This is a genomic window from Pantoea sp. X-Soil-YNGN-775 (genome assembly GCF_059730575.1).
On sequence record NZ_AP035945.1, the window covers coordinates 1,525,012 to 1,550,820 of the forward strand.

General features: G+C 57.2%; 28 protein-coding genes. 21 read left to right on the top strand and 7 right to left on the bottom strand.

Features of this window, described 5'->3' with window-relative positions; all coding sequences use genetic code 11:
* Positions 1–6 precede the first annotated feature (6 nt).
* Complete coding sequence (locus AC6I8I_RS07145) at positions 7–570, bottom strand: lipoprotein (RefSeq protein ID WP_312052590.1); 564 nt, start codon at positions 568–570, stop codon at positions 7–9.
* A 115-nt stretch (positions 571–685) separates the two neighbouring features.
* Positions 686–1,333, bottom strand: coding sequence for a glutaredoxin 2 (gene grxB / locus AC6I8I_RS07150; protein ID WP_312052588.1), 648 nt, complete (start codon positions 1,331–1,333; stop codon positions 686–688).
* A gap of 22 nt (positions 1,334–1,355) precedes the next feature.
* Here grxB and AC6I8I_RS07155 point away from each other — a divergent pair, with 22 nt between their 5' ends.
* From AC6I8I_RS07155 to murJ, 5 genes are all read left to right on the top strand, one after another.
* Positions 1,356–1,490 (top strand): hypothetical protein, encoded by a 135-nt coding sequence (locus AC6I8I_RS07155; protein WP_497828474.1) that lies wholly within the window; start codon positions 1,356–1,358, stop codon positions 1,488–1,490.
* Positions 1,491–1,690: 200 nt separating this feature from the next.
* Positions 1,691–2,281, top strand: a complete 591-nt coding sequence (gene rimJ, locus AC6I8I_RS07160; protein ID WP_312052587.1) for a ribosomal protein S5-alanine N-acetyltransferase — start codon at positions 1,691–1,693, stop codon at positions 2,279–2,281.
* 15 nt (positions 2,282–2,296) lie between these two features.
* A complete protein-coding gene (locus AC6I8I_RS07165; RefSeq protein ID WP_312052586.1) occupies positions 2,297–2,932 on the top strand; it encodes a YceH family protein in 636 nt (211 codons plus the stop codon).
* Between the two features lies 1 nt (position 2,933).
* Positions 2,934–3,851, top strand: coding sequence for a Gfo/Idh/MocA family protein (locus tag AC6I8I_RS07170; protein WP_312052585.1), 918 nt, complete (start codon positions 2,934–2,936; stop codon positions 3,849–3,851).
* 125 nt (positions 3,852–3,976) lie between these two features.
* A complete protein-coding gene (murJ, locus tag AC6I8I_RS07175; RefSeq protein WP_497828475.1) occupies positions 3,977–5,515 on the top strand; it encodes a murein biosynthesis integral membrane protein MurJ in 1,539 nt (512 codons plus the stop codon).
* Positions 5,516–5,576: 61 nt separating this feature from the next.
* Here the strand turns inward: murJ and flgN are convergent, their stop codons facing one another.
* The 3 genes from flgN to flgA form a co-directional block, all read right to left on the bottom strand.
* Complete coding sequence (gene flgN / locus AC6I8I_RS07180; protein WP_312052583.1) at positions 5,577–6,008, bottom strand: flagellar export chaperone FlgN; 432 nt, start codon at positions 6,006–6,008, stop codon at positions 5,577–5,579.
* A gap of 5 nt (positions 6,009–6,013) precedes the next feature.
* Positions 6,014–6,316 (bottom strand): flagellar biosynthesis anti-sigma factor FlgM, encoded by a 303-nt coding sequence (gene flgM / locus AC6I8I_RS07185; protein ID WP_031376554.1) that lies wholly within the window; start codon positions 6,314–6,316, stop codon positions 6,014–6,016.
* A gap of 103 nt (positions 6,317–6,419) precedes the next feature.
* A complete protein-coding gene (flgA, locus tag AC6I8I_RS07190) occupies positions 6,420–7,079 on the bottom strand; it encodes a flagellar basal body P-ring formation chaperone FlgA (protein WP_312052580.1) in 660 nt (219 codons plus the stop codon).
* A 154-nt stretch (positions 7,080–7,233) separates the two neighbouring features.
* Here flgA and flgB point away from each other — a divergent pair, with 154 nt between their 5' ends.
* The 11 genes from flgB (at position 7,234) to flgL (ending at position 17,224) form a co-directional block, all read left to right on the top strand.
* The gene (gene flgB, locus AC6I8I_RS07195; RefSeq protein WP_031376556.1) at positions 7,234–7,647 is read left to right on the top strand and encodes a flagellar basal body rod protein FlgB; all 414 of its coding nucleotides are present in this window, start codon (positions 7,234–7,236) and stop codon (positions 7,645–7,647) included.
* A 2-nt stretch (positions 7,648–7,649) separates the two neighbouring features.
* A complete protein-coding gene (gene flgC, locus AC6I8I_RS07200) occupies positions 7,650–8,054 on the top strand; it encodes a flagellar basal body rod protein FlgC (protein WP_031376557.1) in 405 nt (134 codons plus the stop codon).
* A gap of 12 nt (positions 8,055–8,066) precedes the next feature.
* Entirely contained in the window at positions 8,067–8,741 is a 675-nt protein-coding gene (gene flgD, locus AC6I8I_RS07205; protein ID WP_312052577.1) for a flagellar hook assembly protein FlgD, read from the top strand.
* A gap of 26 nt (positions 8,742–8,767) precedes the next feature.
* Positions 8,768–10,042: a flagellar hook protein FlgE gene (gene flgE, locus AC6I8I_RS07210; protein WP_312052575.1), complete on the top strand. Its 1,275-nt coding sequence runs from the start codon at positions 8,768–8,770 to the stop codon at positions 10,040–10,042.
* Between the two features lie 20 nt (positions 10,043–10,062).
* Positions 10,063–10,821: a flagellar basal body rod protein FlgF gene (locus AC6I8I_RS07215; RefSeq protein WP_312052573.1), complete on the top strand. Its 759-nt coding sequence runs from the start codon at positions 10,063–10,065 to the stop codon at positions 10,819–10,821.
* A 17-nt stretch (positions 10,822–10,838) separates the two neighbouring features.
* Positions 10,839–11,621 carry a flagellar basal-body rod protein FlgG gene (flgG, locus tag AC6I8I_RS07220; protein WP_046288395.1) on the top strand — a complete coding sequence of 261 codons (783 nt, stop codon included), beginning with the start codon at positions 10,839–10,841 and terminating at the stop codon, positions 11,619–11,621.
* Between the two features lie 60 nt (positions 11,622–11,681).
* Positions 11,682–12,392 carry a flagellar basal body L-ring protein FlgH gene (locus AC6I8I_RS07225; protein WP_497828476.1) on the top strand — a complete coding sequence of 237 codons (711 nt, stop codon included), beginning with the start codon at positions 11,682–11,684 and terminating at the stop codon, positions 12,390–12,392.
* Positions 12,393–12,401: 9 nt separating this feature from the next.
* Positions 12,402–13,511 carry a flagellar basal body P-ring protein FlgI gene (locus AC6I8I_RS07230; protein ID WP_312052571.1) on the top strand — a complete coding sequence of 370 codons (1,110 nt, stop codon included), beginning with the start codon at positions 12,402–12,404 and terminating at the stop codon, positions 13,509–13,511.
* Entirely contained in the window at positions 13,511–14,470 is a 960-nt protein-coding gene (gene flgJ, locus AC6I8I_RS07235) for a flagellar assembly peptidoglycan hydrolase FlgJ (RefSeq protein ID WP_497828477.1), read from the top strand. Before AC6I8I_RS07230 ends, flgJ begins: the two co-directional genes overlap by 1 nt.
* Positions 14,471–14,594: 124 nt before the next feature.
* Positions 14,595–16,244, top strand: a complete 1,650-nt coding sequence (flgK, locus tag AC6I8I_RS07240) for a flagellar hook-associated protein FlgK (RefSeq protein ID WP_312052568.1) — start codon at positions 14,595–14,597, stop codon at positions 16,242–16,244.
* 14 nt (positions 16,245–16,258) lie between these two features.
* Positions 16,259–17,224, top strand: a complete 966-nt coding sequence (gene flgL, locus AC6I8I_RS07245) for a flagellar hook-associated protein FlgL (RefSeq protein WP_312052566.1) — start codon at positions 16,259–16,261, stop codon at positions 17,222–17,224.
* 169 nt (positions 17,225–17,393) lie between these two features.
* Here flgL and rne read toward each other — a convergent pair whose 3' ends face one another.
* A complete protein-coding gene (rne, locus tag AC6I8I_RS07250) occupies positions 17,394–20,813 on the bottom strand; it encodes a ribonuclease E (protein ID WP_497828478.1) in 3,420 nt (1,139 codons plus the stop codon).
* Positions 20,814–21,385: 572 nt separating this feature from the next.
* Here rne and rluC point away from each other — a divergent pair.
* Positions 21,386–22,342 carry a 23S rRNA pseudouridine(955/2504/2580) synthase RluC gene (gene rluC, locus AC6I8I_RS07255; protein ID WP_497828479.1) on the top strand — a complete coding sequence of 319 codons (957 nt, stop codon included), beginning with the start codon at positions 21,386–21,388 and terminating at the stop codon, positions 22,340–22,342.
* A gap of 11 nt (positions 22,343–22,353) precedes the next feature.
* On the opposite strand, the gene AC6I8I_RS07260 is transcribed toward rluC, so the two are convergent.
* Positions 22,354–22,941 (bottom strand): Maf family protein, encoded by a 588-nt coding sequence (locus AC6I8I_RS07260; protein WP_312756589.1) that lies wholly within the window; start codon positions 22,939–22,941, stop codon positions 22,354–22,356.
* Positions 22,942–23,081: 140 nt separating this feature from the next.
* On the opposite strand from AC6I8I_RS07260, the gene yceD reads away from it, so the two are divergent.
* Genes yceD through AC6I8I_RS07280 form a run of 4 tightly spaced genes read left to right on the top strand, consistent with a single transcriptional unit; the run spans position 23,082 to position 25,808 of the window.
* A complete protein-coding gene (yceD, locus tag AC6I8I_RS07265; protein ID WP_312052560.1) occupies positions 23,082–23,603 on the top strand; it encodes a 23S rRNA accumulation protein YceD in 522 nt (173 codons plus the stop codon).
* A 14-nt stretch (positions 23,604–23,617) separates the two neighbouring features.
* Positions 23,618–23,788 (top strand): 50S ribosomal protein L32, encoded by a 171-nt coding sequence (gene rpmF / locus AC6I8I_RS07270; protein WP_003849870.1) that lies wholly within the window; start codon positions 23,618–23,620, stop codon positions 23,786–23,788.
* Positions 23,789–23,813: 25 nt separating this feature from the next.
* Positions 23,814–24,854 carry a phosphate acyltransferase PlsX gene (plsX, locus tag AC6I8I_RS07275; RefSeq protein ID WP_069728168.1) on the top strand — a complete coding sequence of 347 codons (1,041 nt, stop codon included), beginning with the start codon at positions 23,814–23,816 and terminating at the stop codon, positions 24,852–24,854.
* Positions 24,855–25,808 carry a beta-ketoacyl-ACP synthase III gene (locus tag AC6I8I_RS07280; RefSeq protein ID WP_312052557.1) on the top strand — a complete coding sequence of 318 codons (954 nt, stop codon included), beginning with the start codon at positions 24,855–24,857 and terminating at the stop codon, positions 25,806–25,808. It abuts the gene before it with no gap.
* Position 25,809: the final 1 nt, after the last annotated feature.

Below are 25,809 nucleotides of genomic sequence, written 5' to 3' on the forward strand. Positions count from 1 at the left end.
TGTTGATCAGTCAGTAAACGGGATCACCAGCTCACCCGGTTTTACTTCCAGCCCTTTGGCAAATTTCTTCGCCAGCGACTCCGCTTTACTGCGATCGGTACTTAGCACGTAAGCTGGCTTCTGATCGAAATAACTTTTCAGCGACTGATTCAGATAGGGCGTCAGCGTCTTGATGATCGAGGCCATTTTATCTGGCGTGACCTGCGCATCAACAATCTCCAGATCGCGCAAATATATTGCTCCCTGCTGCTGATCGAACACTGGCTGAGCGCGCATCTTCAGCTGCATATCAGCCTGCTGCGGTCCGAACAGCGAAGTGACATTGATCTTCGCGTTACCGGAAAGCGTCACTTTGCCTGGCTCTTCACGGCCAATCTGGCTGGTGAGATTATTGAGCACGATATGGGCGTTAACCAGTCCGGAGAGCCCGATATCTTTCTCATAGTTATTGTGCTTTTGCAGCGCCTGATTCACTTCCTGTTCGCTGATAGTGTACTGCGTCAGTTGATTACAGCCGCTAACCAGCAGCACCAGTAACAGAGCGGCAAGGCCGGAAAAACCCTTTTTCATCGATATTCATCCTAAATGACGAAGCTAATTGAACAGCGCATAGCGTGCCTGAATGCCTGTCAGGTGTCATCAGGAAAGGGATGAGAAACGCATTCGGTTTCTCATCCGTTAGGGGTTACTGGGCGATCGAGGAGAGCAGATTGACCTGGGTTTGCTTGGCCATATTATCGCGGTACTCCGCGACTCTGGCCGGCCAGTCGATACCGGCAACCAGCGTCAGCGAGCGTAGCAGCGGAAACAGATTAAAATCATCCTCAGAAAGTTCACCGTTCACCGCATTCGGCTGAACAATTAATTTGTCGAGCTGGCGCAGATCGCCGCTGACATTTTTGATCATCCCGGCAGCATGACTTTTCAGCTCGGTGAAATCCCCGATGCTGGCCTGCTTTTTGTTGCGGAAGTAGTCGCGCGCTTCCGGGGTGGCAAACTCGGCGAAAGGTGCCTCGGCGATGCGTGGCAACAGCAGTTTGTTAACGTAGCTGTTCATGTGGCGCAGCCAGTCGGCGATGGCCGGATTAAGGGCACCGGTGATCAGTGGCTCGCCCTCCAGCCGATCAACATAATGCACGATATCCATACTCTCCGGCATGGCGCTGCCATCCTGCTTTTGCAGAATCGGGGCCATTTTCTGACCGATCAGTCGTTTCGGCGTTTCTTCGTCATCATTGAGCATCACTACCAGCTCAACCGGCAGATTTTTCAGGCCGAAAATCATCCGCGCCTTAACGCAGAAAGGGCAGTGTTCATAGATATACAGCTTCATCCTGATCTCCTTTGTTGACAGCATGAATCAATTCATCCTGTTTTCGGACTCGCCAAAAAGTATGGAAGAGATTAAGCGGCAGGGCAAACCTGTGTCCGCCTCGGGCGTGGGGCCGATGGCCGCCCGCGCGGGGCCGGGCCGGCTGGCAGATGCTTGATGGCACGCCAGAGAAGCCGATGGCCGCCCGCGCACGGCCGGGCCGGTCATCACCACACATATCGACGACGATAACAGAGCAAAATCAAGGTGTTTGCAGCTTGAACGCCGGTAACGTTTTACCGCAGCCCAGGCGGCGGTTATAGTGAAAGCAGGGTAATTACGGCTCATCATTATCGGCCATTGATTTCAGGAGTCAGGATGTTTGGCTATCGTTCTGCCGCGCCCAGGGTGCGATTAACCACCGACCGGCTGGTGGTCCGTCTGGTTCACGAGCGTGATGCCTGGCGGCTGGCAGATTATTACGCAGAAAACCGCCTGTTTTTAAAGCCGTGGGAACCGGTGCGCGATGAAAGCCACTGCTATCCCTCAGGCTGGCAGGCGCGTCTTGGGCTGATTACCGATATGCATAAGCAGGGATCGGCATTCTATTTCATTCTGATGGACAGCAATGAAACTGAGGTGCGCGGCGTCGCTAACTTCAGCAACGTGTTGCGCGGTTCGTTCCACGCCTGTTATCTGGGCTACTCACTCGGCGAGAAATGGCAGGGGCAGGGCATGATGTTTGAAGCGCTGCAGTCGGCTATCCGCTATATGCAGCGTCAGCAGCATATCCACCGCATCATGGCTAACTATATGCCACACAACCAGCGCAGCGGCGATTTGCTGGCGCGGCTCGGATTCGAAAAAGAGGGTTACGCCAAAGATTATCTGTTGATCGACGGCCGCTGGCAGGATCACGTCCTGACGGCATTAACCTGGCGAGAATGGACGCCCGATCGGCGTGGATAATAATAAGGAGTCAGCATGAAATTGACGTTGTCAGCAGCGGCTTTGCGCGTATTGGGCTGTCTGCTGGAGAAAGAGGTGACGACGCCGGAGCAGTATCCGCTGTCACTGAATGCCGTGGTCAGCGCCTGTAATCAGAAATCGAACCGTGAGCCGGTGATGAACCTGAGCGAGACCGAGGTGCAGAATCAGCTCGATCAGCTGGAAAAAATGCATCTGGTGACCGCCAGCAGCGCATCGGGCCAGCGGGTGGTTAAATATGCCCAGCGCTTCTGCAACTCCGCCTTTGGCACGCTGAAGCTTAACAGCGCGGAAGTGGCTGTACTCACACTGCTGCTGTTGCGCGGTGCCCAGACGCCGGGTGAACTGCGTACCCGCAGCGGACGGCTGCATGAATTTACCGACGTCAGTGAAGTGGAACAGACGCTCAACGCGCTGCTGCAGCGTGATGACAGCGCCACGGTGATCCGTCTGGCGCGAGAACCGGGTCGGCGCGAACACCGATTTATCCATCTGCTGAGCGATGAGGCGGAACGGCCACAGCAGAGCGACGCCGCAGAGCCGGACGATCTCACCGTGCGCGTTACCGCGCTGGAACAGCAGGTGGCGCAACTGCAGGCGCAACTCAGTCAACTGCTGCAACCGGAGAGCTAAGATGACGTTACGTATTGGCGTGGTGGGACTGGGTGGCATCGCGCAGAAAGCCTGGCTGCCGGTGTTGTCAGCGGCCACTGACTGGACGCTGGCGGGGGCCTTTTCGCCCAATCAGGCCAAAGCCCGGCCGATCTGCGACAGTTTTCGCATGCCCTGTTTCAGTTCGCTCGACCAACTAGCTGCCGCCTGTGATGCGGTGTTCGTCCACAGCAGCACCGCGACCCATTATCAGGTAGTCAGGGCGCTGCTGCTGGCCGGCAAAGATGTTTGTGTTGATAAGCCACTGGCGGAAACCCTCGATCAGGCGGAAGCGCTGGTTGAACTTGCCGCACAGCAGCAGCGCAAACTGATGGTGGGTTTTAATCGTCGCTTTGCCCCGCGCTATCAGCAGCTCAAAGCTGAGATGGGCAGTGTCGCCTCGTTGCGGATTGAAAAACACCGCAGCGACAGCGTCGGACCGCACGATCTGCGTTTTACCCTGCTGGATGACTATCTGCACGTGGTGGATACCGCGCTGTGGCTCGGCGGTCAGCCGTTGAGTGACGTGCAGGGGCGCATTACCACCACCGCGCAGGGAGAAATGCTTTACGCTGAACACCACTTTACCGTGGGCGGCGTGCCGATCACCACCAGCATGCACCGGCGTGCCGGCAGCCAGCGTGAGCGGGTCAGCGCGGTGTGCGAGCGCAAATGCATTGATATCAGTGAAATGCGCGACTGGCAGGAGGAAACCGCCGACGGTCTGCTGATCGCGCCGCCGCCCGCCTGGCAGAGCCATCTGGTGCAGCGCGGTTTCAGCGGCGCGGCACACCATTTTATCCAGTGCGTGCAAAATCAGACGATGCCCGAAACCAGCGGTGAACAGGCCCTGCTGGCGCAGCGTGTGGTGGAAAAACTGTGGCGTGATGCCACACAGTAATAATGCCTTGTAACACTCCGTGCTGGTCATTTCCCGCCGTGGCAGTAGACTATCGCCGGGCATCATCCGGATGCCCGCGCTAAGTCTCTCATTTTGCCGATTCTTTTCAGGATGCGCCGTCAATTATGAATTTGTTGAAATCGCTGGCAGCGGTCAGTTCCATGACCCTGTTTTCCCGCGTACTGGGCTTTGCCCGAGATGCCATTGTGGCCAGGGTGTTTGGCGCCGGAATGGCGACCGATGCGTTCTTTGTCGCCTTTAAGCTGCCCAATCTTTTACGGCGTATCTTTGCTGAAGGCGCCTTCTCACAAGCGTTTGTGCCGATTCTGGCGGAATACAAAAGTAAGCAGGGCGATGAAGCGACGCGGCTGTTCCTCGCCTATGTCTCCGGCCTGCTGACGCTGGCGCTGGCGCTGGTCACGGTGGCGGGGATGATCGCCGCGCCGTGGGTGATTATGGTCACTGCGCCGGGCTTTGCCGACAGCGCCGATAAGTTCGCGCTGACCAGTTCGCTGCTGCGGGTGACTTTTCCTTATATCATGCTGATTTCGCTTGCCTCGCTGGCGGGGGCGGTGCTGAACACCTGGAACCGCTTCTCGGTTCCGGCGTTTGCCCCGACCCTGCTGAATATCAGCATGATTGGTTTCGCGCTGTTTGCTGCACCGCATTTCCATCCGCCGGTGATGGCGCTGGCGTGGGCGGTGGTGGCAGGCGGCGTGCTGCAGCTCGGTTATCAGCTGCCGCACCTGAAAAAGCTCGGCATGCTGGTGCTGCCGCGCCTGAACCTGCGTGATGCCGGCGTCTGGCGGGTCATGCGCCAGATGGGACCGGCGATTCTCGGCGTCTCGGTCAGCCAGATCTCGTTGATCATCAACACCATTTTCGCCTCCTTTCTGGTATCAGGATCGGTGTCGTGGATGTATTACGCTGACCGGCTGATGGAATTTCCGTCCGGCGTGCTCGGCGTGGCGCTGGGCACCATTCTGCTGCCTTCGCTGGCTAAGAGTTTCGCCAGCGGCAATCACGATGAATATTCCCGGCTGATGGACTGGGGCTTACGCCTCTGCTTTTTGCTGGCGCTGCCGAGTGCGGTGGCACTGGGGATGCTTTCTGGCCCACTGACCGTGGCGCTGTTTCAGTACGGTAAGTTTACCGCCTTTGATGCGGCAATGACCCAGCGGGCGCTGATCGCCTATTCCGTCGGGCTGATGGGCTTAATTGTGGTTAAAGTGCTGGCACCGGGCTTTTACTCGCGCCAGGACATCAAAACCCCGGTTAAAATCGCGATTGTTACTCTGATTATGACTCAGCTGATGAACCTGGCGTTTATCGGCCCGCTGAAGCACGCCGGTTTGTCGCTGTCGATTGGTCTCGCGGCCTGTCTTAATGCAGCGCTGCTCTACTGGCAGTTGCGTAAAAAGCAGATCTTTATGCCACAGCCCGGCTGGACAGGCTTTCTGGTCCGTCTGCTGATTGCGGTGCTGGCGATGGCGGCGGCGCTGTTTGCGATGCTGCAGTGGATGCCAGCGTGGGAACGGGGTTCAATGCTGTGGCGGCTGCTGCGTCTGGCGGCGGTGTGTGCGGTCGGGGGCGGCGCTTACTTTGTGACCCTCGGACTGCTCGGCTTCCGGCTGCGCGACTATGCGCGACGCACGGCGGTCTGATAAAAAACAGGCATGCAAAAAATCCCGCTACCTGGCGGGATTTTTTTTGCCCGGTCAGGCGTCAGGCTTTGCGACTGAGTGTCGCCTGGCCTTTACCCATCCCATCGGGACCATAAAACGCCTGAGTCTGGTGCGGTTTCAGCACCTGCAGCGCATCCTCAGTGTAACGAATCTGATGTTGCAGCAGCAGGCCATTATGCACGTTGGCATCCTGCAGGCGACGGGTGTGCTGCTGAATACGTTGCCAGCGGCTCGCCATGTCGCTCTGACCACGATAAGGTGCCGGGGTTGCCAGGCTTTGCTCGGCGGTACGGCGCATCTCATCCAGATAGTTCAGCGTACTGAGCAGCGCACCTTTATCTTCAGTGATACGCTGCAACAGGTTGCTGTTAATGCTTCCGGCTGACAACTGCTGCTGCTCTTCTTCCAGCAGGGTTGTCAGCGATGCCAGCACATCCTGCATCTTATCTAATGTGGTCAGCAAATTACTCATGGGGACTAGTTACCCTCTAAATACGCCTTAGTGTCGGCAATCAGCGCGTCGGCGATCTTGCCGGTATCCATTTTTAGTTCGCCATTACGAATGGCGGTTTTCAGTTGTTCAACCCGCTGGACGTTGATGTCCTGGCTGCCTGGCTGCATCAGCTGTGACTGCGCGCTGCTCAGGCTGACCTGGGCGGCGGCTGGCGTGCTGGCCGCTGGCGTGGTGCTTTGACGCACTTTGGTGCTGGCCGGCTCGCTGGTGTCGCGGCTCTGTACGGTGCTGGCGGGTTTCAGCGGTTGCGTTCTGTCGATGCTCATATTCGGGCTCCTGTACGGTCAGGGGAGTCTGCCACCTGAATCAGAATAGCGTAATTGCTTAGTTGATTCTTCTATCGGCAGAACAACTGGCTTCTTTAACGCTTTATAATGTTATAAGAATATTCCCATCATCCCGCACCCGACCGCTGACAACCTGCCCATTTCCCATCCGTACCCGCACCCACTGAGACTGGGTGGCATTGTTCAGTGCCTTACCCTCGCCGCTGGCGTCAAAACCGTCGCCACTGGCAATCACCATCACGCTCTGACCCGCCTTCACCCGCCACGGCTGACGCAGCATCGACGGATTAATCGGCTGTCCCGGCTGAATGTCACGTAGCACCACGGCATCGGCTACCGCCTCATCGTTCAGCAGCGCACGCGCCGGCAGGGTATCGAGCCGGCCGGTCTGCAGGCTGAAATCCGCCGCACTGACGCTGCTGCCGCGTGTTAACAGCCGGTTTGCGACCAGATAAGGTCCGGTGACCTGCACCTGAACCTGAATGTAGCGGCGGTTCTCACCGCAGTTAGCGGCCACGCTCATGTTGCCCCACAGGCGGCTGTTGCCCGGCAGGGTGAATTTCGGCGCGTCGCAATCGGGCCACTGGGCCTGCGGCGTGCGGACCACCACGGTCATGCCGTCGGCATGCTGGGCGTCGCGCGCTTTAAAAAATTGGTTCAGTTGTGCACTGAGATCGCCGGCGGTGACCGGCAGGGCGATCAGGACCAGCAGGCTGGCCAGCAGGGTTTGATATCCACGCATGGTGTTTTTCCTCACTGATGATGGCAACGAGTGTACGCGCAGCAAAAATTATTCAAGAGCCAAAATAGCGTGGGTTTTTGGCCTTATTCAGACGATCACCTCTTGCTTTTCCAAATTAAGCTGCCAGCTCGAAATTCTCATTCGCGGAGGAACTATGCTCGACAAACTGGATGCGGCGCTGAAATTTGGTACGGAAGCCCTCAACCTGCGTGCTCAACGTCAGGAGATCCTGGCGTCAAACATTGCCAACGCCGATACCCCTGGTTATCAGGCCCGGGATATCGACTTTGCCAGCGAGCTGAGTCGGGTGATGGCCAATGGTCGTGCGGAAGGCAGCAGCATGGCGTTAAAAGTCACGTCAGCTCGCCACATTGAAGCGCAGACCAACTCGGCACCGTCGATGGATATGCTCTATCGCATTCCCGATCAGCCAGCCGCCGACGGTAACACTGTAGATATGGACCGTGAACGCACCCAGTTCGCGGATAACAGCCTGAAATATCAAACCGATCTCACCCTTATCAGTAGCCAGATCAAAGGCATGATGAGCGTGTTACAAGGGCAATAATTATGGCCTTGCTGAACATTTTTGACATTGCCGGCTCAGCGATGACCGCGCAATCACAGCGATTAAACGTCAGTGCCAGTAACCTGGCCAACGCCGACAGCGTAACCGGCCCGGATGGGCAACCTTACGTCGCCAAACAGGTGGTATTCCAGACCGATGCCGCGCCTGGCGCAGCCACCGGCGGCGTGAAAGTGGCGAAGGTGGTGGACGATCCGACCCCCGCCAAACTGGTGTATGACCCGGGTAACCCGATGGCCGATGCCAAAGGCTACGTCAAAATGCCCAACGTGGATGTGGTCTCTGAGACCGTCAACACCATGTCAGCATCACGCAGTTACCAGGCGAACGTTGAAGTCCTCAACACCGTGAAGTCGATGATGATGAAAACCCTGACGATCGGGCAATAACGGAGAACAATTATGGCTATCGCGGTAGGCGTTAATGAGAAGCTGGACCCCACGGTCCTCAGCTCCTCCAGCACCAGTGGCACCGGCAACAGCGCGCAGGATCTGCAGAATCAGTTCCTGACCATGCTGGTGACCCAGTTACAGAACCAGGATCCCACCAATCCGATGGACAACAGCCAGCTCACCACCCAGCTGGCACAGATCAACACCCTGAGCGGGATTGAGAAACTGAATACCACGCTGGGATCGATTTCCGGCCAGATCAGCACCAGCCAGTCACTGCAAAGTTCGACTCTGATTGGGCATGGCGTGATGGTCAACGGCTCGCAGATCCTCGTCGGCAGCGGCACTACCACGCCGTTTGGCGTTGAGCTGACCTCGGCGTCGACCGCCTCATCCGCCACGATTAAAGATGCTAACGGCACGGTAATCGACACCGTTGACCTCGGCGCCCTGAGCGCCGGCGTTCATACCTTCTCGTGGGACGGCAAACTGAGCGACGGTTCAACCGCGCCAGACGGTAAATACAGCGTTGCGATTGCCGCAAGCAATGGCAGCACACAACTGGTGGCACAACCGCTTAACTACGCCTACGTCAATGGGGTGAGTACTGCGAACGACACCACAAAACTGGATCTCGGCACCATGGGCTCCGCTTCCCTTGACGAAGTACGTCAGATTCTCTGATTAACCTGTAGACAGGAGACACACACATGTCATTTTCCCAAGCGGTCAGCGGCCTTGGCGCTGCCTCAAGTAACCTTGATGTCATCGGCAACAACATCGCCAACTCCGCGACAGCGGGCTTTAAATCAAGCACCATCGCCTTTGCTGACATGTTCGCCGGTTCTAACGTCGGCCTCGGTACCAAAGTAGCGGCGGTGATCCAGAACTTTAACGACGGTTCGACCACCACCACCAGCCGCGGCCTCGACGTCGCCCTGAGCGGCAACGGTTTCTTCCGTATGACCGACACCAGCGGCGCGGTTTATTACTCACGTAACGGCCAGTTCACGCTGGATGCTAACCGTAACCTGATCAACACCCAGGGCCTGAACGTGACCGGTTATCCGGCCAGCGGCTCGCCGGCGACTATCCAGGCGGGCGCTAACCCGGTGGCGATCAGCATTCCGACCGAGCAGATGCCGGCTCGCGCAACCACCACCACCGGCCTGGTCGCGAACCTGAACTCAACCGACACCGCACCCACAGTGGCGACGTTCTCTACTGCCAACGCCGACAGCTATAACAAGAAGACCACGGCGACCGTCTATGACTCGCAGGGTAACGATCACGCGCTCGACATGTATTTTGTCAAAGACACCGCCAGCAACAGCTGGACCGTGCACGCGATTGATGCCAACACCGGTGCATCTGCGGGTGACTTCAAAATGGCGTTCGACACCAGCGGCAAGCTGACCAGCATGGACAAGCTGGGGGCGAACGGCGCTGTTGTCAGCAGCAGTACTGATGGCACCGTCGGGTTAACCCTGAACGTGCCGGCAGCCGGCCAGACCACCGCGGCCAACGGTGCGGTGGCTAACCAGCCGATCACCCTGAGCATGCTGGGCAGCCTGCAGCAGAACACCGGCGCTACCACCTTCGGCAGCCCGACTCAGGACGGTTATGCGCCTGGCGATCTGACCAGCTACGCGATTAACGATGACGGCACCATCACCGGCACCTACTCCAACCAGAAAACCCAGCTGCTGGGTCAGATCGTGCTGGCGAGCTTCTCTAACCCGGAAGGCCTGCAGTCACAGGGTGACAACGTCTGGTCGGCGTCGAATGCCTCCGGTCAGGCAGCGATTGGTCTGGCGAACACCGGCACCTTCGGTTCGCTGACCGCTGGCGCGCTGGAAGCCTCTAACGTCGACATGAGTAAAGAGCTGGTGAACATGATTGTGGCGCAGCGTAACTATCAGGCGAATGCGCAGACCATCAAAACTCAGGACCAGATTCTTAACACGCTGGTTAACTTACGTTAATTCGCTAACAGGATTGCTTTATGGATCACGCGATATATACCGCGATGGGCGCGGCCAGCCAGACGCTGGATCAGCAGGCGGTTACCGCCAGCAACCTCGCCAACGCCTCAACGCCAGGCTTTCGTGCGCAGCTCAATGCGCTGCGTGCGGTGCCGGTCAGCGGCTGGTCACTGCCAACCCGCACGCTGGTGACAGCATCCACGCCGGGCGCCGATATGAGTCAGGGCACGATGGATTACACCGAGCGCCCGCTCGACGTCGCGGTGCAGCAGGATGGCTGGCTGGCGGTGCGAACTGCTGACGGCAGTGAAGCCTATACCCGCAACGGCAACATGCAAATCAGCCCGAACGGGACGCTGACGATTCAGGGCAATCCTGTGATGGGCGATGGCGGTCCGATTGTGATCCCGCAAGGATCGGAAATCACCATTGCCGCCGACGGTTCAATCACCGGCCTGAATGCCGGCGATGCGCCGAATGCCACGGTCCAGCTGGGTAAGCTCAAGCTGGTTCGGGCCACCGGGCAGGAGTTGCAGCGCAGCGATGACGGTATGTTCCGCCCGACGGCAGCCACCCAGAACACCCGTGGCGCGGCGTTGCAGGCTGACGCGACCATGCAGGTGATGCCGGGCGTGCTGGAAGGCAGCAACGTTAAACCGGTTGAAACCATGGTCGACATGATCGCCAACGCCCGACGTTTTGAGATGCAGATGAAAGTCATCACGAACGTTGATGAAAACGAACAAAAAGCCAACCAGCTGCTGAACATGAGCAGCTAAGGCGCGAGGATAACAACATGATTCGTTCTTTATGGATCGCTAAAACCGGTCTTGATGCGCAGCAGATGAACATGGACGTAATTGCCAACAACCTGGCAAACGTCAGCACCAACGGCTTTAAGCGTTCGCGTGCGGTGTTCGAAGATCTGATGTATCAAACCATGCGTCAGCCCGGCACCCAGTCGTCTGAACAGACCACGCTGCCGTCCGGCCTGCAGATTGGTACCGGTGTTCGTCCGGTCACTACTGAGCGACTGCATACGCAGGGCAACCTGTCGCAGACCAGCAACTCAAAAGATATCGCCATCAATGGTCAGGGTTATTTCCAGATTCAGATGCCGGATGGCACCTCTGCCTATACCCGTGACGGCGCGTTCCAGGTCGATCAGAACGGTCAGCTGGTGACCAACTCTGGTTTCCCGGTGCAGCCCGGCATCACGATTCCAGCCAACGCCACCAGCATTACCGTGGCGCGTGACGGGGTGGTGAGCGTGACGCAGCAGGGCCAGGCGCAGGCGACACAGGTCGGCCAGCTGACCCTGAGCACCTTTATGAACGATGCCGGTCTCGATAGCGTGGGTGAAAACCTCTATCAGGAAACGCAGGCTTCGGGTGCGCCAACTGACAGCACGCCAGGCCAGAACGGCGCTGGTCTGCTTTATCAGGGCTATACCGAAACCTCGAACGTCAACGTGGCGGAAGAGCTGGTAACGATGATCCAGACTCAGCGCGCTTACGAAATCAACAGCAAAGCGATCAGTACTTCCGATCAGATGCTGGCGAAACTGACCCAGCTTTAATCCCCAACCGGGCCAGTTCCGGCTGGCCTGAAGAACAGACACAGATAAGGTCGTGACTCCGTGGCGAAGCAACAGATTCTCAAGCCTGGACATTGGTTAGTCGCCTCGCTGCTGCTAACCCTTAACGGTTGTGCACTGGTTCCGCGTACACCGCTGGTCGAAGGGGCGACGACGGCGCAGCCGATGCCGTCCGCGCCACCGGTGGTTAACGGTTCGATTTTCCAGGGCGTCGCGCCACTCAACTACGGCTATCAGCCGCTGTTTGAAGATCGTCGCCCACGTAACATTGGCGACACCCTGACGATTACGCTGCAGGAAAACGTCAGCGCCAGCAAAAGCTCCTCGGCGAATGCCAGTCGGGATGGCAGCAACAGCTTCGGCTTAAGTGCGGTTCCGACCGGGCTGGCAGGGCTGGTGGGGGGCGGTGGCGAAAAAGCCAACTTTGGCGCCGAAGGCAAAAACGATTTCGCGGGTAAAGGCGGCGCATCCGCCAACAACACCTTTACCGGCACTATTACCGTCACCGTGGATCAGGTGTTGTCGAACGGCAACCTGCACGTGGTGGGCGAGAAACAGATCGCCATTAATCAGGGCACGGAGTTCATTCGCTTCTCGGGCGTGGTTAACCCTCGCACCATCAGCGCCAGTAACGCCGTGTTATCTACTGCCGTCGCCGATGCACGTATTGAGTACGTCGGAAACGGTTATATCAATGAGGCGCAGACCATGGGCTGGTTACAGCGTTTCTTCCTGAACATCTCGCCGATGTAAGAGGTTTCAATGAAAAAGTTAACGCTGTTGCGCGTCGGACTGGCGCTGCTGCTGGGCATCAGCCTGCTGGCAAAAGCCGATTTGATCCGTGATTTAACCACCGTACAGGGCGTGCGGGAAAACCAGCTGCTCGGTTACGGACTGGTGGTGGGGCTGGACGGAACCGGTGACCAGACCACCCAGACGCCGTTCACCACCCAGACGGTGAGCAACATGCTGTCGCAGCTCGGGATTACCGTGCCGACCGGCACCAACATGCAGCTGAAAAACGTGGCGGCGGTAATGGTAACCGCAAAACTGCCGGCGTTTGCCCGTCAGGGACAGACGCTTGACGTGGTGGTGTCGTCACTGGGTAACGCCAAAAGCCTGCGCGGCGGAACGCTGCTGATGACCCCGATGAAAGGGGTGGATAACCAGGTTTATGCGCTGGCCCAGGGTAACATTCTGGTTGGCGGTGCCGGTGCCTCGGCAGGCGGCAGCAGCGTGCAGGTTAACCAGCTGAACGGCGGCCGGATTACCGGTGGCGCGACGGTAGAACGTGAACTGCAAAGTAACTTCGGTTCGCAGAACACCATTAACCTGCAGCTGAACAGTGAAGATTTCTCGATGGCGCAGCGCATTGCCGATGCGATTAACGCGCGTGGCGGTTACGGTGCCGCCCAGCCGCTGGATGCGCGTACCGTTCAGATTCGCGTATCACCGAATAACGGGGCTCAGGTGCGTCTGCTGGCAGATATCCAGAACATCAACGTTTCGATTCCGGTCGAAGATGCGAAAGTGATCATCAACTCCCGTACCGGTTCGGTGGTGATGAACCGCGAGGTGACGCTGAATCAATGTGCCGTGGCGCAGGGCAACCTGTCGGTGACGGTGAATCAGCAGCAGAACGTCAGCCAGCCTGATACGCCACTGGCCGGTGGACAGACGGTGGCCACCACCCAGACCCAGATCGATCTGCGTCAGAGCGGCGGGGCACTGCAACGTGTAAATGCCAGCGCCAATCTGAACAATGTGGTGCGCGCGCTGAATGCGCTGGGTGCATCGCCAATCGAACTGATGTCGATCCTGCAATCAATGCAGAGCGCTGGCTGTTTGCGCGCCAAAGTGGAAATTATCTGATGACGGATACGCAATCTCTGATGAGTGCGGCTTACGACAGCCGCTCACTGAACGAACTGAAACACCAGGCCAGCAGCGATCCGAAAGGCAAAGCGCTGCAGGTTGCCCGTCAGGTGGAAGGGATGTTTGTTCAGATGATGTTGAAAAGCATGCGTGAGGCGTTGCCGCAGGACGGCATGATGAGCAACGAGCAAACCAAACTTTTTACCTCAATGTACGATCAGCAGATTGCGCAGGAGATGGGTAAACGTGGACTCGGGCTGGCGGAAACTATCGTTAAGCAGATGCAGCCCGCCATCGCCCCGGATGAAAAAGCCGGCACGGTGCCGATGAAGCTGGACAACAGCTTCATTCTCAGCACCGTCGGCGCGGTACAACAGCCGGCGCAGCAGCTGGAGCAGCTGGTGCGCAAAGCCATGCCGCGCCTGCCGGTATCGTCACCGACCGGCTTGCCTACCGACAGCCGTGAGTTTATCGCTCAGCTGACCCAGCCAGCCCAGGCGGCCAGTCAGCAGAGCGGCATTCCTCATCATCTGATTCTGGCGCAGGCGGCGCTGGAGTCAGGCTGGGGCCAGCGTCAGATCCTGACCCGTGACGGCAAACCAAGCTACAACGTGTTTGGTATTAAGGCCAGCGGCGACTGGAAAGGCGACACCACCGACATCATGACCACTGAATATGAGCAGGGCGAAGCGAAGAAAGTGCGTGCCAGCTTCCGGGTCTACAACTCCTATTTCGAAGCCCTGACCGATTACGTCAAACTGATCAGCAATAACCCACGCTACGCGGCGGTCGCTAATGCGTCGAGCGCCGAGCAGGGCGCCCAGGCGCTGCAGGCGGCAGGCTATGCCACCGATCCTAAATACGCGCAAAAGCTGGTGGGAATGATTCAGCAATTCAAGAACATGGGCGACAAAGTCGTAAAAGCCTACAGTCAGGATTTAGGCGACCTGTTCTGATAATTGAGCCTCAAGTTTCACTTAAGCACGCCGATAACACCATCATAAGCCAGATGCGTTTTCGCCTGCTGGCGCCCACTTTGATGACTGCCAGCCCGGTTGACGGGGAATGTAAGGAACCGAGATGTCCAGCATAATTAACTCCGCGATGAGCGGATTGAGTGCCGCGCAGGCCGCCCTGAGCACCACCAGTAATAACATTACTAACTACACCGTGGCGGGCTATTCACGCCAGACCACCATCCTTGCCCAGGCGAACAGTACCCTGCAGGGCAACAGCTACTACGGCAATGGGGTTAACGTGACCGGCGTACAGCGCGAATATGATGCTTTTATCGCCGCCCAGCTGCGTGGCTCCAGCGCAAACTACAGCGCGGTGAACACCCAGCACAGCCAGATTTCCAATATTGACGATCTGCTGTCAACCTCGACCACCAGCCTGTCGACTTCAATCCAGAAATTTTTTACCAACCTGCAGAACGTGGTAAGCAACGCCAACGATCCGTCGGCACGTCAGTCGATGCTGAGCAACGCCCAGGGGCTGGTCAGCCAGTTCCAGACTACCTCCCAGTATCTGACCAGCATGCAGAACAGTGTTAACAGCGACATCGGTTCCAGCATCAATCAGGTCAATACCTACACCACTCAGATTGCCGATCTCAACAAGCAGATCGCCAGGCTGACCACCGGTACCGGCACTGCACCAAACGATCTGCTGGATAAGCGCGATCAGCTGGTCAGCGACCTGAACAACGTAGTCGGCGTGACCGTCTCAGAGCAGGATGGCAACTACAGCGTCTCGATGGCTAACGGCCTGACGCTGGTCAACGGCACCAAATCAAATTCGCTGGTGGCGATGACCTCCAGCAGCGATCCGACCCGGACCACCATCGGCTATGTCGATAAACAAGCAGGCAACGTTGAGATCCCGGAAAAGCTGATTACCACCGGATCACTCGGCGGCCTGCTGGCGTTCCGCTCGCAGGATCTCGATCTGGCACAGAATCAGCTCGGTCAGCTGGCCGCGACCTTCACCAGCAGCTTCAACGCGGTGCATAAGCAGGGCTTTGACAGCAACGGCGATCAGGGCGTCGATTTCTTTAATATCGGCAGTCCGACCGTGGTCAGCAACAGTAAAAACAGCACCGCAGCCTCGGTCACCGCCGAGTGGACCGATACCAGCGCGCTGAAAGCGTCAAACTATACCCTGAGCTATGACGGCAGCAACTGGACCGCGACCCGCGCGTCTGACAGCATCTCGGTCCCGATTACCCCAGGCACCGATGCTAACGGCAATACCACGCTGAGTTTTGATGGCATGAAGCTGACCGTTGCCGCGACGCCTTTGCCAGCGGCGAAAGACAGTTTTCTGGTGAAACCGGTACAGAACGCCATTAACGATATGTCAGTAGCGATCACCAGTGAATCACAGATTGCCGCCGCCGGTGCGACCGGTGGCGAAAGCGATAACCGTAATGCGCAAAAGCTGCTGGACCTGCAGGACGCCAAACTGGTAGGCGGCAACGCCACGCTGGCGCAGGCTTACGCCAGCATTGTCAGTACCGTCGGCAACAAAACCAGCTCGCTGGAAACCACCAGCACCACGCAGAAAAGCGTGGTCAGTCAGCTGACCGATCGCCAGCAGTCAGTTTCTGGCGTCAACCTCGATGAGGAGTACGCCAACCTGACAAAATATCAGCAATATTACATGGCAAATGCGCAGGTACTGCAGACTGCCAGCACCATTTTTGATGCATTGATCAATATTCGCTAAGGGTAGGGCAAAGCATGCGAATCAGTACAAATATGATGTTTAACCAGCAGGTGCGCGGGATTACCGACTCGCAAGCCTCCTGGCTGAAAGTGGGCGAGCAGCTCTCCAGCGGCCGCCGCGTCACTAATCCGTCTGACGACCCGATTGCCGCCTCACGCGCGGTGGTGCTGTCACAGACGCAGGCGCAAAGCAGCCAGTATTCGCTGGCACGGACCTTTGCAAACCAGGGATTATCGCTGGAAGAGAATGCGCTGAAAGGCGTGACCAGCAGTATTCAGGATGCGCAAACGCTGATCGTTAACGGTTCAACCGGTACGCTGAGTGACGATGACCGTGGCTCGATTGCCACCCAGCTTGAAGGCATCCGTGCCCAGTTACTCAACCAGGCCAACAGCCAGGACGCCAACGGTCGCTATATCTTTGCCGGTTACAAAACCGACAGCGCGCCGTTTGTCGATGGCGCAGGCACTGGCGTGAGCTATGCCGGCGGCACCGATGCAATCACCCAGAAGGTAGACAGCAGTCGCACCATGACCGTCGGTCATACCGGTGATGACATCTTCATGGCGATCACCGGCAATGCCACTAAAGAGCCGGACGGCAGCGCCAGCGAAACCAACCTGTTCGCCATGCTCGACAGCGCAATTGCCGCGCTGAAAGTGCCGCAGGATGACGCCGATGCCGCCACTAAGCAGACTTTCCAGGCTGCGATGGATAAAACCAATCGTGGTCTGGGCAACTCGCTGAATAACGTGTTAACCGTGCGCTCCGAGATTGGTACCCAGCTGTCGGAACTCGATACGCTGGATGCGCAGGGCGACGATCGTAATGTGATTTACAGTTCGCAGATGAGCGACCTGGTGGATGTCGATTATACCGCTGCGGTCTCCAGCTATACCATGCAGCAGACGGCGCTGCAGGCGTCGTACAAGACCTTTACCGATATGTCTAAGATGTCCCTGTTCCAGCTGAATTCGTAATCTGACCTGAAAATTTGAGCGTACTTTAACCGGGTGCGCTTAGTTTCTCCCACCTTGCTGATAACAGAGGGTGGGATTTTTTTTGCCTGAATTCAGGCGGAACCCGGCACTACAGGCATAAAAAAACCCCGGCTTTCAGGCCGGGGTCAGGTTCAGGTCAGGGGCAGCGTTATGGCTTGGTTGCGGGTGCCGTGGCCTGATGGGTTGCGGCGTGACCGCCAGCAGATCCGCGACCGTCGAACTCGTACGGCGAACGTACCCAGTCGCTGTGACGTGCTGGTTCGGGCTGCCAGACTGGCGCAGGCGCTTTGGTCATCGGTGCAGAAGCGAAGTGCTTCCAGCGGGTGACGTCTGCGGCGACCAGCGGCTCAGCAGCAGGTGCTGGCGTGGCGGCAACTTCAGCTACGGCGGCCGGCTCGATGTCACGGGCGGCGACCGGTGCATGCGGCTCACTGGTCGGGGCCGTTTCTGCTGCGGCGGCCACCGGCGCGTTCAGCACTTCTTCTACCTGCGCTTCTGTTTCGCGGCTGACTTCAACGGGCGCTTGCTGCGCAATCTCTGTCGGCTGTTCGCTGTTATCAGCGGAAGCACTGGCGGGTGCGTCACTGACCGGCTCAGCAGGCTGTGCCTGAGCCGCGACAGTTTCAGCAGTCGCTTCAGCCGCAGCCGGGATGACCGAAGGCTGATGATCAACCGGCGCGTCGATAGCGCGGGTATCGTCAGTGTTCACCACGGTGACCGGCGTTTCTGCCTGGGGTTCAGCCTGCTGCACTGGCGCATCCTGTGACGCTGCCGACTGGGGTTCAGCCTGCTGCACTGGCGCATCCTGTGATGCTGCCGATTCAGCCGCCGCAGCAACCGGCAGTGCAATGGCGTCTGCGGTCTCCTGGCGGGCGTAATCTGGCGTTGTCTGCACCGCATCCTGCACAACCTGCTCTTCGCTGGCCTGGCTCACCGGATAACGTACCCACACTTTACCGGATGCCATCTCTGGTGACGCGGCTGCCGCAGCCAGTGGCATAGCGGACTGAGTCGGGTAACGCTCATCACGATAACGGCGGCGACGCTGACCGCTGACGCGCAGATGACGTGGCGAACGACGTGAACGACGCGGCATATTGGCGTTGTCACGGCTATCGTTATCATCCTGCTCTTCGATCTGCGGCGCTTCGGTTGGCAGCACTTCTGCGGCAGGCTGCTGTACTGCACGCGCTTCGGTCGGCACGGCAATGTCAGTGGCTTCTGCTGGCAGTGGCTGACGGTTATCGTCAACGCGGACTTTCTGGCTCAGCTGACGCGGCTTACGACGCGGCATCACCTGCACGCGATCGTCATCCTGCGCTTCTGGTGCTTCGGCAACCGCTTCTGCTACCACCGGCTGCTCAGCGGCTTTGGCTGCTTCCTGCTGGGCGCGTTTCTCTTCCTGACGACGACGCTGACGCTCAGCACGCTGTTCACGACGCTGTTGCTGCTGCTCGTCACGTTGCTGACGGGCTTCTTCGCTCAGTGCCGGGCGCTCTTCACGTGCCTCATTAGGCTGAGACTGACGCTTGTTGCGACGGTTCTCATTGCCTTCGCGCGGCTCACGATTTTCACGTGGTTCGCGGCTTTCGCGCGGCTCACGACTTTCACGTGGCTCACGCGGTTCGCGGCTTTCACGTGACTGACCGTTCTCACCGTTACGCGGCGTACGCTCACGACGGTTGTTATTACGGCGGTTGTTGTTACGACGTTCGCCACGCTGATTCGCGTTCTCTTCTTCGCTTTCCGGCGCTTTCTGTGGTTCCGCTACTTCCGTGGCGGCTGGCGTCACTGCAGGGGCTTCTTCGCCACCGAACATTTTCTTCAGTCCACCAAACAGGCGGCCAAGGAAACCGGTGCTGACCGTGGCCGGCGCTGCGACGGACGGTGCCGCTTTGGCTGCCGGTTGCGCTTCGGCGCGTGGCGCTTCAGGTGCCACTTCTACCGGAGCCGGTGGTGCATCTGGCATCACGAATGCCGCCAGTGCTGGCTGTTCAGGACGACGACGTTCGCCATGCTCTTCTTCCGATGGCAACGCCATTTCTGCTTCATGCAGCTTCGGCAGGTGGTAGCTCAGGGTCTGAGTCTCTTCACCTTTGCGCACCCGCAGCACCGAGTAATGCGGGGTTTGCATCTTGTCATCAGGCACGATGATCGCTTTGACGCCACCCTGGCGTTTTTCAATGGCGTTCACCGCTTCACGTTTTTCATTCAGCAGGTAAGAGGCCACCTGAACCGGAACGATCGCGTGAACTTCTTTGGTGTTGTCTTTCAGCGCTTCTTCTTCAATCAGACGCAGAATAGAGAGCGCCAGCGATTCGTTATCACGGATGGTGCCGGTACCGCTACAGCGTGGGCAGACGTGATGGCTGGATTCGCCTAACGACGGGCTCAGACGCTGACGTGACATCTCGAGCAGGCCGAAGCGGGAAATATGGCTAATCTGGATACGTGCACGATCCTGACGGACCGCTTCACGCAGACGATTTTCTACCGCGCGCTGATGGCGTACCGGCGTCATATCGATAAAGTCGATAACGATCAGGCCGCCGAGGTCACGCAGACGCAGCTGACGGGCAATCTCGTCTGCTGCTTCAAGGTTGGTGTTAAAGGCGGTTTCTTCGATATCGCCGCCGCGTGTTGCGCGTGCTGAGTTGATATCGATCGCGGTTAACGCTTCGGTGCTATCAATCACAATCGAGCCGCCGGAAGGCAGGCGCACTTCACGCTGGAAAGCGGATTCGATTTGCGATTCGATTTGATAATGGCTGAACAGCGGGATTTCACCGGTGTAGAGTTTAATTTTGCTGCTGAAATCCGGACGGCCCAGCGCAGCAATATGCTGACGCGCCAGTTCGAGGACTTTTGGATTATCAATCAGGATTTCACCGATGTCCTGACGCAGGTAGTCGCGGAATGCACGCACGATCACGTTACTTTCCTGATGGATCAGGAACGGAGCAGGGCGGTTTTCAGCGGCCTTTTTAATCGCTTCCCAGTGCTTAAGACGGAAGCTTAAATCCCATTGCAGCGATTCGGCTGATTTGCCGACGCCGGCGGTACGCACGATCAATCCCATGCCTTCCGGCAGTTCCAGCGCAGACAGGGCTTCTTTCAGTTCGGTCCGATCGTCACCCTCAATGCGGCGGGAGATCCCTCCGGCACGGGGGTTGTTCGGCATCAGCACCAGATAGCTGCCTGCCAGAGAGATAAAGGTAGTCAGCGCAGCGCCTTTATTGCCGCGTTCTTCTTTATCAATCTGAACAATGACTTCCTGACCTTCACGCAGCACGTCTTTGATATTGGGACGACCGTGCGCGTTGTAGCTGGAGGGGAAATATTCGCGGGAGATTTCTTTTAAGGGGAGGAAACCGTGACGCTCTGCGCCATAATCGACAAACGCAGCTTCAAGGCTGGGTTCAATGCGAGTGATTTTACCTTTGTAGATGTTGGCTTTTTTCTGTTCGTGTCCTGGGCTTTCGATATCCAGATCGTACAGACGCTGACCGTCAACCAGGGCAACGCGCAACTCCTCCTGCTGAGTTGCGTTTATTAACATTCTTTTCATCGTGACTTACTCGTTATTCTTTCATGAGTGATTACAGCTGCGGGCATAGTTACCCTGGACGAGTATCAACCGATGGCCCCGTGACTTAGTGCAATGTCGTCAACCTCACGGCTGTCGACCGCGCGAGGGGCGCAAATAACGTCGGTGGCCTGTTTTTCATAAGGGAAAACAGCACCAGATAGTGGAAATGCCTGAGACAAATAAAAAACCCGTGCACCCCATACTGCTGTCCAGGCCGCAACCCGCAGCCCGCTAAGTGCCTGATTTCGCATTACGTCTTACGCCATTGCTGCGTGTCTGCTCGATCCGGCAAAATGACAATTTCGCTCTTTTTCTGCCCTGAAACCCTTCAGGTAAGAAACTTAAGCATTATTCCATTGCTAACCTTCATATAGCAAGGCGACTTTAGCCAGCTTGTGAAGTTTCTTTACATTTATCGTCAAACGGTGTCGGGTAAAACAACAGCTTGCTGAAAAAGCCAGCAGCCGAAGCGCTTACCGCGACACTAACCCCAGAGTTAAGCACAGAAAAAGGGGTGGCGCTATCAGGGGACACTATTTAGAATCGCCGCCATGAAAACAGAGAATCCGGGCGTACAACTTGTCGCCATCACGGCTGAAAATGCCGGACAACGAATTGATAACTTTTTGCGCACCCAATTGAAAGGTGTGCCGAAGAGCATGATTTATCGCATCGTACGCAAAGGCGAGGTGCGGGTGAATAAAAAGCGCGTCAAGCCGGAGTATAAGCTGGAGGCGGGCGACGAGGTGCGTATTCCGCCGGTGCGGGTGGCGGAGCGTGATGAAGATGCGGTATCGCCGAAGCTGGCCAAAGTTGCCTCGCTGGCGGACGCCATCCTGTATGAAGATGAATCCCTGCTGGTAATGAATAAGCCTTCAGGCACCGCAGTGCACGGTGGCAGCGGGCTGAGCTTCGGGGTGATCGAAGGATTACGTGCGTTGCGGCCTGAGGCACGCTTCCTGGAGCTGGTGCATCGACTGGATCGTGATACCTCCGGCATTTTACTGGTGGCAAAGAAGCGCTCAGCGCTGCGTTCCCTGCACGAGCAGCTGCGTGAGAAGGGAATGCAGAAAGATTATCTCGCGCTGGTGCGCGGGAACTGGCCTTCACACCTGAAAGTGGTACAGGCGCCGTTACTGAAAAATATTCTGCAAAGCGGCGAACGTATCGTGCGCGTCAGTAGCGAAGGTAAGCCTTCTGAAACCCGCTTTAAGGTGGAAGAGCGATTCGCCTTCGCCACGCTGGTGAAAGCCAGCCCGGTGACCGGCCGTACTCACCAGATACGCGTTCATACCCTGCACGCCGGTCATCCCATCGCCTTCGACGATCGCTACGGTGAACGTGACTTTGACAGCCAGTTAGCCTCAACCGGCTTAAAGCGGCTGTTTCTGCACGCCGCGGCGCTGACCTTTACCCATCCTGGCACTGGCGAAATGATGCGGGTGGAAGCGCCGCTGGATGACGGCCTGAAGCAGTGTCTGCTCAAATTACGCCAGCTGAAAGCGTAATGGCCCTGGCATCAGTCCGACAGCGGATTGATGCCGGCTTGCCGTAACATGTCGTTAAGCGCGATCAGCGGCAGTCCCACCAGCGTATTGGGATCGCGTCCTTCCAGCCGTTCAAACAGGCAAATCCCCAGTCCCTCACTTTTGAAACTGCCGGCGCAGTGCAGCGGCTGTTCCTTCTCTATATAAGCCGCGATCTCCGCGTCGGTTATTTCACGAAAATGAACCACAAACGGTTCGCAGCACTGCATCAATTGCTGACTGGCAGGGTGATAGAGCGCCAGCCCGGTGTAAAAGGTGATGCGGTTGCCGCTGGCGGCGCGTAACTGTGCCCGGGCATTCTCTACGCTGTGCGGTTTACCGGTAATCATCCCATCCAGTACGCAGACCTGATCGGAACCGATGATCCAGCGATCGGGAAAGGCCTGCGCCAGCGCCTGCGCTTTGGCTATCGCAAGGCGTGTCACCAGCGCGGTCGCGGTTTCGCCGGGCAAGGGGGTTTCATCCACCTCGGGTGCGGCGGTGGTAAATGGCAGGCCCAGCTTTTGCAATAATGCCTGGCGAAAGGGCGAGGTTGAGGCTAAAAGAATCGATGCGGTCATTTTTTTTCAATAGTGATAGCGAATTGGTGACAGTCATTTTAAACTGTGCGCCGCACTGGATGCGAATAGTGGTTGAAAGATGCTGTTTAACGGCCTTTTTCTTTGACTCTATGACATTACAAAGTTAATATGCGCGCCCTATGCAAAAGGTAAAATTACCCCTAACACTGGACCCGGTCCGCACCGCTCAAAAACGCCTTGATTATCAAGGTGTCTACACATCTTCACAGGTGGAGCGCGTGGCCGAGTCAGTGGTTAGTGTGGACAGTGATGTGGATTGTGCCATGTCGTTTGCGGTTGACAGTCAACGTCTGGCGGTACTGACGGGTACAGCTGAAGTACAGGTGACGTTGCGTTGTCAGCGCTGCAACCAGACCTTTCCCCATCACGTACACGTAAGTTATTGCTTCAGTCCTGTCTCTTCTGAAGAGCAGGCCGAGGCATTGCCGGAAGCGTACGAGCCGATCGATGTCAACGAGTTTGGTGAGATCGATCTGCTGGCAGTCGTTGAGGATGAAATCATTCTCGCGCTGCCGGTCGTTCCGGTACATGATTCTGAACACTGTGAAGTGTCCGAGGCGGACATGGTCTTTGGCAAACTGCCTGCAGAGGCGGAGAAACCAAATCCATTTGCCGTATTAGCCAGTTTAAAGCGTAAGTAATAGGAGTAAGGTCCATGGCCGTACAACAGAATAAACCCACCCGTTCTAAGCGTGGTATGCGTCGTTCGCACGATGCGCTGACCACTGCTGCTCTGTCAGTAGATAAAGTTTCTGGCGAAACTCATCTGCGTCACCACATTACTGCGGATGGTTACTACCGCGGTCGCAAGGTTATCGTTAAGTAAGTTTCTTGCTTAGCAAGGCGATACCTTGACACGTTTGACCCTGGCTATTGACGCCATGGGCGGGGACTTCGGTCCTTGCGTGACAGTGCCTGCAGCATTGCAGGCACTGGCCTCTCATTCGCAGCTATTCCTTCTTCTGGTCGGAAATCCCGACATTCTCACGCCATTGCTTGCCAAAGCGGATTCCTCCTTACTGGGGCGTTTGCAGGTGATTCCTGCCGAATCGGTTATTGCAAGTGATGCGCGACCCGCTCAGGCTATTCGAAACAGTCGCGGCAGCTCAATGCGTGTGGCGCTGGAGATGGTCAAAGAGGGACGTGCGCAGGCCTGCGTAAGCGCAGGCAATACCGGTGCCCTGATGGGACTGGCCACGCTGATATTAAAGCCGCTGGATGGCATTAAACGTCCGGCGTTAATGTCCGTTTTACCGCATCAGCAGCAGGGTAAAACCGTGGTGCTGGATCTGGGGGCTAACGTCGGCTCAGACAGTGCGATGCTGGTGCAGTTTGCGGTGATGGGATCGGTGATGGCGGAACATGTGCTCGGCATTGCCCGGCCGCGTGTCGCGCTGCTCAATATTGGTCATGAAGAGACCAAAGGGCTGGAAACCATTCGCGACGCGGCGGTAATCCTGCGAGAATCACCGCAGATCAACTATATTGGTTACCTTGAAGGTAATGAGCTACTCACCGGTAAAACGGATGTGATGGTCTGTGACGGGTTTGTCGGTAATGTCACGCTGAAGACCATGGAAGGCGTGGTAAGAATGTTCCTTTCCCTGCTGAAGTCGTCGGGGGAAGGCAAAAAACGGTCATGGTGGCTGAGGTTGCTGGGACGCTGGATTCAGAAACGACTGGCGAAGCGTTTCGGGCATCTCAACCCTGACCAGTACAATGGCGCTTGTCTGTTAGGATTGCGCGGGACAGTGATCAAAAGTCACGGTGCAGCAAGTCAACATGCTTTCACCGTGGCGATAGAACAGGCAGAGCAGGCGGTGCGGCAGCAGGTTCCCGAACGAATTGCTGCGCGCCTTGATGCTGTATTAGCCAGGAGTGACAAAGCCTAGATGTATACCAAAATTATCGGTACGGGCAGTTATTTGCCTAGCCAGGTTCGCACCAATGCCGATCTGGAAAAAATGGTGGAGACGTCGGACGAGTGGATTGTCACCCGCACCGGCATCCGTGAGCGCCGTATTGCTGCGCCTGAGGAAACGGTCGCCACCATGGGATTCAGCGCGGCTCAACGCGCTCTCGAAATGGCCGGTATTGAGGCGAACGATGTTGGGCTGATTATTGTCGCCACAACCTCTTCCAGCCATGCCTTTCCCAGCTCCGCCTGCATGATCCAGCAAATGCTGGAGATCAAAGACTGCGCGGCGTTTGACCTTGCTGCCGCCTGTGCGGGCTTTACCTATGCCCTGAGCGTGGCCGATCAGTACATCAAAAATGGCGCGGTTAAACATGCGCTGGTGATTGGTGCTGACGTGCTGGCGCGTGCGCTGGACCCGGCAGATCGCGGCACCATTATTCTGTTCGGCGATGGCGCCGGTGCCGTGGTGCTTGGCCAGAGTGAAGAGCAGGGGATTATTTCAACTCACCTGCACGCCGATGGCCGCTACGCCCAGCTGCTGACCCTGCCTTATCAGGATCGTGCCCATCAGGACCAGCCTGCCTACGTCACCATGGCTGGCAACGAAGTCTTCAAAGTTGCGGTCACCGAGCTGGCGCACATCGTTGATGAGACGCTGCAGGCCAATAATCTCGACCGCGAAATGCTGGACTGGCTGGTACCGCATCAGGCCAACCTGCGCATTATCAGCGCGACGGCGAAGAAACTGGGTATGACCATGGATAAAGTGGTTGTCACCCTGGATCGCCACGGCAATACCTCTGCCGCATCGGTGCCAAGCGCACTGGATGAAGCGGTCCGTGATGGCCGCATCAAACCCGGACACCTTATTTTGCTGGAAGCCTTTGGTGGTGGATTCACCTGGGGTTCTGCACTGGTTCGCTTTTGAT